14 protein-coding genes are annotated in these 12546 nt (G+C 59.9%); 8 read left to right on the top strand and 6 right to left on the bottom strand.

Features of this window, described 5'->3' with window-relative positions; genetic code table 11:
* Positions 1-9: 9 nt before the first annotated feature.
* A complete protein-coding gene (locus FW800_RS08405) occupies positions 10-621 on the bottom strand; it encodes an FMN-dependent NADH-azoreductase (RefSeq protein WP_194438360.1) in 612 nt (203 codons plus the stop codon).
* Positions 622-746: 125 nt separating this feature from the next.
* Here FW800_RS08405 and FW800_RS08400 point away from each other — a divergent pair, with 125 nt between their 5' ends.
* Entirely contained in the window at positions 747-1655 is a 909-nt protein-coding gene (locus FW800_RS08400; protein ID WP_032875659.1) for a LysR substrate-binding domain-containing protein, read from the top strand.
* Positions 1652-2008, top strand: a complete 357-nt coding sequence (locus FW800_RS08395) for an MmcQ/YjbR family DNA-binding protein (protein ID WP_194438362.1) — start codon at positions 1652-1654, stop codon at positions 2006-2008. Before FW800_RS08400 ends, FW800_RS08395 begins: the two co-directional genes overlap by 4 nt.
* On the opposite strand, the gene FW800_RS08390 is transcribed toward FW800_RS08395, so the two are convergent.
* Entirely contained in the window at positions 1997-2380 is a 384-nt protein-coding gene (locus tag FW800_RS08390; RefSeq protein WP_103734265.1) for a DUF1294 domain-containing protein, read from the bottom strand. The genes FW800_RS08395 and FW800_RS08390 overlap by 12 nt on opposite strands.
* Complete coding sequence (locus tag FW800_RS08385; RefSeq protein ID WP_005788518.1) at positions 2377-3207, bottom strand: undecaprenyl-diphosphate phosphatase; 831 nt, start codon at positions 3205-3207, stop codon at positions 2377-2379. Before FW800_RS08385 ends, FW800_RS08390 begins: the two co-directional genes overlap by 4 nt.
* 227 nt (positions 3208-3434) lie before the next feature.
* On the opposite strand from FW800_RS08385, the gene FW800_RS08380 reads away from it, so the two are divergent.
* The 3 genes from FW800_RS08380 (at position 3435) to FW800_RS08370 (ending at position 6378) form a co-directional block, all read left to right on the top strand.
* Positions 3435-5069 (top strand): methyl-accepting chemotaxis protein, encoded by a 1635-nt coding sequence (locus tag FW800_RS08380; RefSeq protein ID WP_446437409.1) that lies wholly within the window; start codon positions 3435-3437, stop codon positions 5067-5069.
* A gap of 224 nt (positions 5070-5293) precedes the next feature.
* The gene (pnuC, locus tag FW800_RS08375) at positions 5294-5857 is read left to right on the top strand and encodes a nicotinamide riboside transporter PnuC (protein ID WP_005788520.1); all 564 of its coding nucleotides are present in this window, start codon (positions 5294-5296) and stop codon (positions 5855-5857) included.
* Positions 5854-6378 carry an AAA family ATPase gene (locus FW800_RS08370; protein ID WP_446437429.1) on the top strand — a complete coding sequence of 175 codons (525 nt, stop codon included), beginning with the start codon at positions 5854-5856 and terminating at the stop codon, positions 6376-6378. Before pnuC ends, FW800_RS08370 begins: the two co-directional genes overlap by 4 nt.
* A 120-nt stretch (positions 6379-6498) precedes the next feature.
* Here FW800_RS08370 and ggt read toward each other — a convergent pair whose 3' ends face one another.
* On the bottom strand, positions 6499-8223 hold the full coding sequence (gene ggt, locus FW800_RS08365) for a gamma-glutamyltransferase (protein WP_446437408.1): 1725 nt from the start codon (positions 8221-8223) through the stop codon (positions 6499-6501).
* 227 nt (positions 8224-8450) lie between these two features.
* On the opposite strand from ggt, the gene FW800_RS08360 reads away from it, so the two are divergent.
* Positions 8451-9596: a MalY/PatB family protein gene (locus FW800_RS08360; RefSeq protein WP_446437407.1), complete on the top strand. Its 1146-nt coding sequence runs from the start codon at positions 8451-8453 to the stop codon at positions 9594-9596.
* Positions 9597-9652: 56 nt separating this feature from the next.
* Here the strand turns inward: FW800_RS08360 and FW800_RS08355 are convergent, their stop codons facing one another.
* Complete coding sequence (locus FW800_RS08355; protein ID WP_003173733.1) at positions 9653-9868, bottom strand: TOBE domain-containing protein; 216 nt, start codon at positions 9866-9868, stop codon at positions 9653-9655.
* Positions 9869-10244: 376 nt separating this feature from the next.
* On the opposite strand from FW800_RS08355, the gene FW800_RS08350 reads away from it, so the two are divergent.
* Positions 10245-11495: a ribonucleotide-diphosphate reductase subunit beta gene (locus tag FW800_RS08350; RefSeq protein WP_216091303.1), complete on the top strand. Its 1251-nt coding sequence runs from the start codon at positions 10245-10247 to the stop codon at positions 11493-11495.
* A 46-nt stretch (positions 11496-11541) separates the two neighbouring features.
* Here the strand turns inward: FW800_RS08350 and FW800_RS08345 are convergent, their stop codons facing one another.
* Complete coding sequence (locus FW800_RS08345; protein WP_032875681.1) at positions 11542-11841, bottom strand: putative quinol monooxygenase; 300 nt, start codon at positions 11839-11841, stop codon at positions 11542-11544.
* 185 nt (positions 11842-12026) lie between these two features.
* On the opposite strand from FW800_RS08345, the gene FW800_RS08340 reads away from it, so the two are divergent.
* The gene (locus tag FW800_RS08340; RefSeq protein ID WP_005788526.1) at positions 12027-12512 is read left to right on the top strand and encodes a DUF1289 domain-containing protein; all 486 of its coding nucleotides are present in this window, start codon (positions 12027-12029) and stop codon (positions 12510-12512) included.
* Positions 12513-12546: the final 34 nt, after the last annotated feature.

The following is a 12546-nucleotide window of genomic DNA, read 5'->3' as shown; positions in this document are numbered from 1 at the left end:
ACACAAGCCTTACGCCGCGGCGAACAACTGCTGGTTGATCCGCACGTTGGCGTCGCTCAACGCTTTGCTGCGCGCTTCATCACCGTAGGCCAGCCCTTCAGCGCGGACGATTTCAATATTGGTGATGCCGAGAAAACCGAACAGCAGTTTCAAGTAGCCTTCATGGGCAGCGCCAGATGCCTGATCCGCGTGCAAGCCACCGGCCGTGGACACGATAATCACCTTCTTGTTACCGCACAGGCCTTCAGGGCCGGCTTCGGTGTAGCGGAAGGTCTGGCCGGCAACCGCGATGCGATCAATCCAGGCTTTCAACTGGGTGGGAATAGTGAAGTTGTACATCGGTGCGCCTACCACTATGGCATCGGCGGCGAGGAATTCAGCCAGCGACGATGCACTCAGTTCCGCCTCGTGCTTTTGCGCGGCATCGCGCAGTTCGGCCGCAGTGCCCAGTGCACCCAGGGTAGCGCCGGAGAAGTGGTTGATGCCTTCGCTGGCCAGGTCACGGTAAGTCACTTGCACACCCGGTTCAGCCGCTTGCCATGCCTTGACCACACCGGCACTGAGTTGGCGGGAAGCCGAGTTGTCGCCGAGGATGCTGGAATCGATATGCAATAGTTTCATGGTGGATCTCCGAGGTGGGATCGACAGGGGCGATCAGATGGTGGTGATGCTACGCATGAAACCAATAGTCGATAAGCCATCTGAAATGCGATAGTTTGTCCTACTGACAGGACAATAGGCCGACCATGCAAGACCTCAACGATCTCTACTATTTCGCCAAAGTCGTCGAAGCCGGCGGTTTCGCCGCGGCGGGCCGGCTGCTGGGGATTCCCAAGTCCAGGCTGTCACGGCGCATTGCCGAGCTTGAAGAGCGCCTGGGAGCGCGCCTGCTGCAACGCACTACCCGACAACTGACCCTGACTGCCGTGGGCGAACGTTACCTGCGCCATTGCCAGGCCATGTTGCTGGAAGCGGAGATGGCCGACGAGGCGGTGGCCAGCATGTCCAGCGAGCCGCGTGGACGCCTGCGGGTCACGTGCCCGGTGGGTCTGGCCCAGCAGATCCTGCCGGAACTGGTGGCTGGCTTTCTTGCGGCGCACCCGTTGGTGCAACTGGACATGACCCTGGTCAATCGCCGCGTCGATCTGGTCGCCGAAGGCATTGATGTGGCCCTGCGTGTGCGCGAACTGGGTGATGAAGACCCGCTGCTGGTGACCAAGCGCCTGCGCCAGGCCCAGACAGTGCTGGTCGCCAGCCCGGCATTGATGCGCGAGCGGCAGGTCCTCGCCCTTGAAGACCTCAAGCAACTGCCCATACTCGGCGCACTAGAAGCCGACCGCATGGTGCACCAGCGGATTATCGACCCCCAGGGCAACCTTCACGATCTGGTGATGGAGGCCCGCCTGGGCATCGATGACTTCATCGTGCGCAAGGCCAGCGCCATCATGGGCCTGGGCTTTACGGTGCTGCCGATGATGTATTGCGAAGAGGAACTGGCCAGCGGCCGCCTGGTGCAATTGCTGCCGCAATGGTCATTGCCGGGCGGCTGGTTGCAAGCCGTATACCCGCATCGGCGTGGCGTGCTGCCGGCGATCCGCGCGTGGATCGACTACCTGGAAGAAGGCTTCAAAGGCTGTGGAGATCGATTGCTATGAGCATGACCGAAGCACAAGTGGCCGCGTTCTGCCTGACCCTGCCCGGTGCGCGGGAAGATTATAAATGGGGCGGCGTGCGGGTGTTCTCGATTGCCGGCAACAAGATGTTCGCCCTGCAGAACCTGCGCGGCGACTCGCTGGCGTTCAAGGTCGACAAGGAACTGTTCCTGGGCCACGTCGACCGCCCCGGCATCCACCCCGCACCGTATCTGGCGCGGGCGCAGTGGATCATCATGAATACGCCCTACCCGCTGGGCGCCGATGAGCTGCGTGGCTTGTTGCAGCGCTCTCACCAACTGGTGGTCAGCAAACTGCCCAAGCGCACGCAGATCGGCTTGTTGCTAGAGGATTGAAAGCAGCGTACCGCCCAGGAACAGCTGGTCCAGCCAAAACACCTGATGCAGCAACACAATCACCCAGAACAGCACCTGGTAAGACACCTTGCGCGTCTTGTGCCGGAACACCTGCTGGGCAATCAGCGCACCCGGCCAACCGCCTGCCAGCTCGACAGCGTGCAGAATGTTTTCCGGGATGCGCCGGCCCTCGGTCTGCGCCTTGCGCTTGTCGCTCCAGTACAGGAAGAACGCCACCACACTGACCACGCCATACGCCGCCAGCGGGATCACCGTCTCGCCGCGATACCACAGCACCGCTGAACCCAACAGTGGCGCGGCGCATAACAACACAAAGATCAGCGCCTTCAGGCGTGGATGCTGGATGCTCATGGCTTGACCGCAGTCCAGTCGATCCAGCCGAATTGCCAGGTCGCCAGGATGACCAGGCCGAAGGCAATCCGGTACCAGGCAAAGACCGCGTAGCTGTGGCTGGCGATGAACTTGAGCAAGCCCTTGACCGCGATCATGGCGAAAATGAACGAGGTGACAAAACCTATGGCGAATACCGGGAAGTCCGCCGGCTGGAACAGGTCGCGGTACTTGTAGCCCGAGTAAACCGCTGCCCCGACCATGGTCGGCATGGCTAGGAAGAACGAAAACTCGGTGGCCGTCTTGCGCGACAGGCCGAACAACAGGCCGCCGATGATCGTCGCACCGGAACGCGAAGTGCCCGGAATCATTGCCAGGCACTGGGCCAGGCCGACCTTGAGGGCGTCTTTCCAGGTAATGTCATCCACCGTTTCAGCACGCACCGCATGTTGGCGCTGTTCGGCCCACAACATGATCACCCCACCGACCACCAGGGCACTGGCGACGGTGATCGGGTTGAACAGGTAATGCTTGATCAGGTCGGCAAAAATCACCCCGAGTACCACCGCCGGCAATACGGCGATGATCAGGTTGACCGTGAAACGCCGGGCCTTGGGCTGGGTCGGCAGGCCGATGACCACATCGAGGATCTTGCGGCGAAACTCCCAGACCACCGCCAGGATCGCGCCCAGCTGGATAATGATATTGAAAGCTTCGAAACGCTCGCCGCCGAAATTGATCAGGTCGGCGACGATGATCTGGTGCCCGGTGCTGGAGATCGGCAGGAACTCCGTCAGCCCCTCGACGATGCCGAGAATCAATGCCTGTATGGCGGTCCAAAAATCCATGCTCTCTCCAAAGGTCATGCGCGTGGCATGCCTCTTAGTCTTTTTTAAAGTTCACTGACGACGAGCGCACTCAAGCGCCCGCGGTTGATTCTCAACGCCGGTCTGCAAAAATTCCGTGAAAAATCAGGCAGTACTCAGGTTTTTCGATTCCGGGCCGAAAGCCTATCAGACACGCCGGAAATCTCGAAGCAGCACCACAATTATAAAGAGCATGGAGTGACAGGACGATGAACAGTTTGCGCAGCATGTCGATCAGCCGCCGCCTTTGGCTGATCCTGATAGTCGCCGTGTTGATGCTGCTGGCCTTGGGGCTGCTGATGCTGAACCAGATCCACGGCGACCTCTACCAGGCCAAGCGCCAGCAGACCCAGCACGTGGTGCAAACCGCTAGCGGCGTGCTCGGGTATTACCAGAACCTGGAGAAAACCGGGGTACTGACCCGTGACGCCGCGCAGCAGCAAGCCCTGAGCGCGGTGCGTGGCCTGCGCTACGACCACGATGACTACTTCTGGATCAACGACCTCACCCCCGTGATGATCATGCACGCGGCCAACCCCAAGCTCGATGGCCAGAACCTCTCGGCGATTCGTGACCCGGATGGTTTCGCCGTGTTCAATGAGTTCGTGATTATGGCCAAGGCCAAGGGCGCCGGGATCGTCAACTATCGCTGGCCGAAACCGGGCGCCGACGCACCGGTGGAGAAAACCTCCTATATCCAGCTGTTCGAACCCTGGGGCTGGATTATCGGCTCCGGCGTGTACGTCGATGATGTGCAGGCCGAGTTCAAGACCCAGGTATGGAAAGCCTCGGCAATCGGCCTGGGCATTGCGCTGATGATGGCCGTGCTGGTGGTGCTGATCGCCCGCAGTATCGTGCAGCCATTGCAGGCGGCAGTGAACGCGATGGGCAATATTGCCAGCGGTGAAAGCGACCTGACCCGCAGTCTCGACACCCATGGCAGCGACGAGCTTACCCAGCTGGCCCGCCACTTCAATGGCTTCACCGCCAAGTTGCGCCAGGTGGTCGGCCAATTGCAGGTATGCGCGAACGCTTTGGGCCAGTCATCCACCGAGTTGGGCCACAACGCCAGCCAGGCCCACGACCGCAGCCAGCAGCAGTCGCAGCAGATGGAACTGGTGGCCACCGCCATCAACGAAGTCACTTACGGCGTGCAGGACGTGGCCAAGAATGCCGAGCACGCGGCCAGCGAAATGCGCGATGCCCAAGCCCAGGCGCAACAGGGCCAAGTGAATATCGACGGCAGCTTGCAGCAGATCGATCAGCTCTCCTCCACCATCAACCAGGCTGTGGAGGTGATCCGCACGCTCTCCAGCGAAAGCACGCAGATCGGCGGAGTACTGGAAGTGATCCGTTCCATTGCCGATCAGACCAACTTGCTCGCCCTCAACGCCGCCATCGAAGCTGCCCGCGCCGGGGAGCAAGGCCGTGGCTTTGCGGTGGTTGCCGATGAAGTGCGCTTGCTGGCCCAGCGCACGCAGAAATCCACCGCCGAAATCCAGGTGATGATCGAGCGCCTGCAGGGCCACTCGGAAGCGGCGGTCAAGGTCATCAGCGACAGCCACAGTGCCTCGCAACTGACCATCGAACAGGCCGGCCAGGCCGGAGCCAGCCTCACCGCCATCGGCCAGGCACTGCACAACCTCAACGGGTTGAATGCTTCGATTGCCAGCGCCACCCTGCAACAAGCCCATGTGGTGGAAGACATCAACCAGAACGTCACCCAGGCGGCCGGGCTGTCCCACAGCACGGCGCTGGCGGCGGAACAATCGAGCGTGGCGAGTGCGCAATTGCGGGGCTTGAGTGAACAGCTTGATGGGTTGCTGCGCCAATTCCGAATCTAGCGCCGGGTAAATTGTGGGAGGGGCGGTGCGACGATTCGACTTGCTCCCGATTACGGTGGGTCAGGTGCAAATGAGCTGACTGATCCACCTATATCGGGAGCAAGTCGAATCGTCGCACCGCCCCTCCCACATTTTTGTACGATGTATGCCCATTGCACGCAAGTTTGAAGATCGCTGACCTCTGGGTACAATCACCGCCCTCTCCCACTTCCCAAGGATCCGCCATGTCCGGGCTTGAACTGTTCGCCGCCGCCCTGGGGGTGATCGCTGTCTGGCTGACGGTCAAACAAAACCCTTGGTGCTGGCCCATCGGCCTGGTGATGGTGCTGCTCTACACCTGGGTGTTTTTCGAGGTCAAGCTCTACTCCGACATGCTGCTGCAAGTGGTCTACGCCGCGTTGCAGGTGTATGGCTGGTGGCAATGGACCCGTGCCGGCGAAGTCAAACAGGGCCGTCAGGTCACCAGCCTGCGAGCGCCTGCGATCATGGTCAGCCTGGCCGTAGGCGCCGTCGGCAGCCTGTTGCTCGGCGCCGCCATGGCCCACTGGACCGACGCCGCCCAACCCTGGCTCGACGCCGCCCTCACCGGTTTCAGCCTGGTGGCGCAGATGTGGATGGCGCAAAAGCGCGTGCAGTGCTGGGCGCTGTGGATTGTCGTTGACGTGATTTTTGTCGGCCTGTTTCTCTACAAAGGCCTCTATCTCACTGCGGCGCTCTATGCACTGTTTACCGTGATTGCCGTACAAGGCTGGCGCGAATGGCGCGCCGACCCGGCGTTGCACTCATGAAGGTGGTGGTATTGGCAGGCCCCGAATCCAGCGGCAAAAGCTGGTTGGCGGCGCAACTGCACGCGCACTTCGGCGGGGTGATGGTGGGTGAATACGTGCGGCATTTCATCGATCACCATCAGCGTGACACGACCCTGGCGGATATCCCCGCCATCGCCCATGGCCAATTAGCCTGGGAAGACAGCGCCCGCGCCCGGCACCCTGCGCTGTTGATCCTCGACACCCACCTGCTGACCAACAGGCTATGGAGCCAGACCCTGTTTGGCGATTACCCCGGTTGGCTTGATGACGAACTGCTGGCCCGGCAGTACGACCTGCACCTGCTGCTCTCCCCCGAGGACGTGGAATGGAGCGCCGATGGCCAGCGCTGCCAGCCGGAACTGGCCGACCGCCGGGCGTTTTTCCAGGCCAGCCTGGAGTGGATGCAACAGCATCAACAGCCGGTGGTGGTGATTCGTGGGGATTGGGAGCAGCGTCGCCAGGCGGCATTTTCCGCAGTAGAGCAGTTGCTCAAGCGCTGACACACTTCCCCTGTGGGAGCGGGCTTGCCCGCGAATGCTATGTATCAGCTAGCACATGCATAGACTGACCCACCGCTTTCGCGGGCAAGCCCGCTCCCACATTTTTTACCGTACCAGGCTTTAGTAACCCAACGACAAGCCCGTGTTGCGCCGCGGATCGTTCGCCCCATAGAAACGATTGTTACCCACTGGCTTGCCACCCAGGGAAGGCGCGCCTACCAGGATCGCCGCCAAGTGGTTGGCATCTTGAGGGCCTGCAAACTTATGGCCCCAGCTTTCGAGGATCTTCTGGGTATCCGGGCTGACCGCAAAGGTCTCAAGGTTAGTGGTCTCGGGCATCCATTGCTGATGGAAGCGTGGTGCGTCGACCGCTTCCTGGATATTCATCTTGTAGTCGATCACATTCAGGATGGTCAGCAAGGTGGCGGTGATGATGCGGCTGCCACCTGGCGTGCCGACCACCATGACCGCCTTGCCGTCCTTGGTGACGATGGTCGGGCTCATCGACGACAGCGGCGCCTTGCCCGGTGCAATAGCGTTGGCCTCGCCCTGCACCAGCCCGTACATGTTCGGCACGCCGACCTTGACGGTGAAGTCGTCCATTTCATCGTTGAGGATCACCCCGGTCTTGCTCGCCATCACCCCGGCACCAAACCAATCGTTGAGGGTGTAGGTCACCGAGACCGCGTTGCCCCATTTGTCGACGATCGAATAGTGAGTGGTGTTGTTGCCTTCGTGGGGTGACACACCTGGCTTGATCGCCTGGGAATCACCGGCCTTTTGCGGCTCGATGGCGGCGCGCAGCTTGGTGGCGTAGTTCTTGTCCAGCAGATGCTCGATCGGGTTCTTCACGAAGTCCGGATCGCCGAGGTAGCTGTTGCGGTCCACGTAGGCATGGCGCATCGCTTCGATCTGGTAGTGCAGGCCCTGGGCCGAGTGATAACCGAGGTCGGCCATCGGGTAGCCTTCGAGGATGTTCATGATCTGGCAGATCACCACGCCGCCCGAACTGGGTGGCGGCGCCGAGACCACATGATAACCACGGTAATCGCACTCGATGGGCGCCAGTTCGCGGGTCTTGTACTTGTCGAGGTCGGCCTGGGTGATGATGCCCTTGCCGGTCTGGCTGGAATCCACCAAGGCCTTGGCCACCCAACCTTTATAGAAACCGTCGGTGCCCTTGGCGGAGATTTCCTTGAGGGTTCTGGCCAGGTCTTTTTGCACCAATTTCTGGCCCACCTGCAGCGGTTGGCCGTTGTGCAGGAAGATCCCGCGCAAATCCTGATCTTTCTCGAATTCGCCAGTGGCGGTGTGCAACAGGTCGATATCGCCCTGCTCCAGCTCAAAGCCGTTTTCCGCCAGTTTGATCGCCGGGGCAATCACTTGGGCGCGCTTGAGAGTGCCGTATTTGCTCAGGGCCAGTTCCATGCCGGAAACGGTACCCGGTACGCCGACCGCCAAATGGCCTTTGGCGCTGAGGCCCTCGACCACGTTGCCGGCCTTGTCCAGATACATGTCGGCGGTGGCCGCCAACGGGGCCTTTTCGCGGAAGTCGAGGAAGGTCTTGCGTCCGTCCGCCAGTTGCACGGTCATGAAACCGCCGCCACCGAGGTTACCCGCCGCCGGGTACACCACCGCCAGCGCGTAGCCCACGGCAACGGCTGCATCCACTGCGTTGCCGCCGGCCTTGAGCACATCCACGCCAACATGGGTGGCCAGGTGCTGGGCCGTCACCACCATGCCATTTTCACCGGCTACCGGGGCCTGGGAAGCGGCGTGAACACCGCTGACTGTCAACACGAGCGCAGTGGCGATCAAAGTGCGGTGCAAAGGTTGGTATTTCATCCATGGCTACTCTATTTATTGAGATGCGCCAAAATAGCCGCTCCCAAATCTAATCCCCAGTGCAATGGCGTTTTTATTACAGAACTTGTCGGTCATGGAACGGACGCGTAACGAAACAGCGAATAAACCGAATGTGGGAGGGGGCTAGCTCTCTCCCACATTTGTACCGTCAATGGCGCTAGAATCAGCGCCACTTTTTCGCCGCCGCTTTGATACGAGCCTTTTTCATGAGCTTTGATTTCGACACGCTCCACCCACGCCACGGTACCGGCAGTACCAAGTGGAGCCGTTACCCGCAAGACGTTCTGCCGATGTGGATCGCCGATATGGACATCGCCGCGCCGCCCGCTGTATTGCAAGCCCTGCACACGCGCCTCGACCAACAGATTCTTGGCTACAGCATGGCCGGCCCGGATGTGCGCGAGGCCATCATCGCGGACCTGTGGGCCAAGTACGCCTGGCGCGTACAACCTGAAGAACTGCTATTTCTGCCTGGCGTCGAGCCTGGTTTCAACATGGCCTTGCACGCCTTCGTCAAACCCGGCCAAGCGGTAGTGCTGCAAACCCCCAACTACCGGCCGATTCGCCTGGCACCCGGCAACTGGAACCTGCCGCGCATCGAAATGCCGTTCGAGTTGATCAACGGCGAATACGTCACGCCAATGCCTGCGATGCGCCAGGCATTAAGCGGTGCCGGTGCGCTGCTGCTGAGTAACCCGCACAATCCCATCGGCAAAGTATTCCCCCGCGAAGAACTGCAGGCTGTGGCCGACGCCTGCCTTGACAGCGGCGCGCTGATCATCAGCGACGAGATTCATGCCGAGTTGTGCTTCGATGGTCGCCGGCATATCCCCACTGCCAGCCTCAGCCCCGAGATTGCCCAGCGCACCATCACCCTGATGTCGGCGAGCAAGGCGTATAACGTGGCGGGTTTGAAGACCTGCTTCGCCGTGGTGCAAAACGCCGAGCTGCGCGAGCGCTTCAATAACGCACGCTGCGGCATGGTCGACAGCATCAGCCCCCTGGGCCTGGAAGCCACTCGCGCGGCCTACAGCCAATGCGGCGACTGGCTCGCTGCGCTGTTGCAGTACCTGCAGGCCAACCGTGATTACCTGCTCGATGCGCTAAAGACCCGCCTGCCCGGTGTAGTGATGCACGCACCACAAGGTACCTTCCTGGCGTGGCTCGATTGCAGCGCATTGGGCCTGGAAGACCCGCAACGGTTCTTTCTGGAACAGGCCAGGGTCGGCCTGAGTGCCGGGATTGAATTTGGCGATGACAGCCAACAGTTCGTGCGCCTGAACTTCGGTTGCCCACGGGCGATGCTCGAGGAAGGTATACAGCGCATGGAACGTGCCTTGCGCCAGCGCTGACTTGCCCAGCGAAACATTCGTGGGAGGGGTAAGCAATCCCCACCCACGTTATCCATTCACAACTTGGCGATGGACACTTCCGTCGACTTCACAAAGGCAATCACTTCGCTGCCCACCTTCAATTCCAGGTCACGTACCGAGCGCGTGGTAATCACCGAAGTAACAATGCCGGACGCCGTCTGCACGTCGATTTCCGACACGACTTCCCCCAGCAGAATTTCCTTGATTACGCCTTTGAACTGGTTGCGCACGTTGATCGCTTTGATGGTCATGTCGGCTTTCCTTTTGGCTGTTGGGTCAATCCGCACGAATGCGCAGGCCCCCAAAATGCGCCTCACGAGAAAACATTAAAAGGAATAAATAACTATTTATCCATTCCATAATGATATATGAGAGAAATATCCTTCGGCGCCCATCTGCCCGGCGCCGCACGCTCGACAGCGACGTATGACCGCATATCTTGTGCGTTGACCAACCTTGTTACACACCATATAGTGTGCCCACAAACAGAACAGACCACTACATAGTGTGCAGAATCGGTATTCACCGACCACACTCAGCGCAGTATTTCAATGCCTGGTAGCCTGCAAATCGCACATTTTTGGACGGGTTGAACACCGTCAGAACGGATCAGAAGGGAGTATTTCAATGCTGAGTTGGGATGAAGTCGACAACGAAGACACCGGTGCAGCGGTGATCAAAGGCGCCAACGCCGGCCACGCCACCGAAGCCAACATGGACCGCCTCGACGGTGCCGGCGCCGCTGCCGCCATCGAAGCCCGCGCCGTCACCGCCAGTGATTCGGCCGCCATCGTACGCGCCAAGGCCGCCCTGGACAAACTCGACGTCGCCGAAGGCCTCGCCGAGCTGGAAGGCTCCGCCGCCCGCGTCGCCGTTGACGAAAAACGCATGATCAACTGCCGCGCCGACCTCAACCAACTCGTGCCCTTCAAGTACGACTGGGCCTGGCAGAAATACCTCGACGGCTGCGCCAACCACTGGATGCCGCAAGAGGTCAACATGACCGCCGACATCGCCCTGTGGAAAAACCCCGAAGGCCTGACCGACGACGAACGCCGCATCGTCATGCGCAACCTCGGATTCTTCTCCACCGCCGACTCCCTGGTTGCCAACAACCTGGTGCTGGCCGTGTACCGCCTGATCACCAACCCGGAGTGCCGCCAGTACATCCTGCGCCAGGCCTTCGAAGAAGCGATCCACACCCACGCCTACCAGTACTGCATCGAATCGCTGGCCATGGATGAAGGCGAGATCTTCAACATGTACCACGAGATTCCATCGGTCGCCAAAAAGGCAGCCTGGGGCCTCAAGTACACCCGTTCGATCTCCGATCCGAAGTTCGAAACCGGCACCGTCGAAACCGACAAAGAACTGCTGCGCAACCTGGTCGCCTACTACTGCGTACTGGAAGGCATCTTCTTCTACTGCGGTTTCACCCAGATTCTGTCCATGGGCCGCCGCAACAAAATGACCGGCGTGGCCGAACAGTTCCAGTACATCCTGCGCGATGAGTCGATGCACCTGAACTTCGGTATCGATGTGATCAACCAGATCAAAATCGAAAACCCGCACTTGTGGGATGCCGAGATGAAGGAAGAAGCGACCCAGATGATTCTGCAAGGGACCCAGCTGGAGATCGAGTACGCTCGCGACACCATGCCTCGCGGCGTGCTGGGCATGAACGCGGCGATGATGGAGGATTACCTCAAGTTCATCGCCAACCGTCGCCTGTCGCAGATTGGCTTGAAGGAAGAGTACCCAGGCACCACCAACCCGTTCCCTTGGATGAGCGAGATCATGGACTTGAAGAAAGAGAAAAACTTCTTCGAAACCCGTGTGATCGAGTATCAAACAGGTGGTGCGCTGAGCTGGGACTGACGTAACCCTGTAGGAGCGAGCAAGCTCGCTCCTACAGTCAACGGCTTCAGTTAGACACCTGCTCCAGGAAAATCAACTGCAACGGCTCGCTGAGCAAAGCATCCGCCGTGGCGGCAAAGTGCTGGAAGTACGGCGTGGCAAAATGCTCATCCAGTGCTGCCTGGCTCTTGAACGCCTCGCGCATATAGAACGTGCCGGGTTCATCGCGTCGCTCGAACAACACGTAATCCAGATTGCCAGGTTCGGCCCGCGTCGGTTCGATCAGGCTCAGCAAGCCAGTCTTGAGCGCGTGTTCTTGGCCAGGTTTGGCCTTGAGTACGGCGAGGGATACCAGAGGTTTGGGCATGGCGATGTCTCTTTGAGTGGGTGGGTTGGAACAGCCGGCAACAGCGGTGAACATCACGGCATACAGCCAGGGTTTGATCGATGTTCTCATGGGTGTCGCTCGCAATGGATTGAAGCCATCGTTGCCCATTTGGCGACGCAGAAACACCGACTAAACACGCTTACACTTTCTTCAAAGGCTTGAAAATGCCGCACTCCATCAAGACCCCTTGCGTCGGCCTGTGCTCCACCGTCTACGGTGACCTGGTCTGTCGGGGCTGCAAGCGCTATCACCACGAGGTGATCCAGTGGAATGGCTATAACGCCGAGGAAAAACAGGCGGTATGGCTGCGTCTGGAACAGCTACTGGTGCAGGTGATGGCCAGCAAGCTGGAAGTGTTCGACCCACACTGCCTGCGACAGCAGTTGGAGGCCCGCAAGATTCGCTTTATGCCGCACCAGTCGCCGTATTGCTGGGCATACCAGCTGATCGCGCGGGGTGCACGGGTGATTTCCAGGCTGGATGCCTATGGGTTGGCATTGCTGCCGGAGTTTCGCGAGCGCCACCTGGCGGATTTGCGCGATGCGATAGATCGGGAATTCTTTCTGCTTTCAGAGGCGCATTACGAGCGCTATATCGCCCCTGGATTCCTCAAGGATGCCTTCGGGCCAGCCCTGATCGCCACACTCTAAGCAACACCAGCAATCAACTGTGGGAGGGGGCTTG

It is taken from the genome of Pseudomonas sp. 910_23 (genome assembly GCF_052850795.1).
Note: the sequence above shows the minus strand (reverse complement) of the source record. Positions and strands in the feature narration are given on the sequence as shown.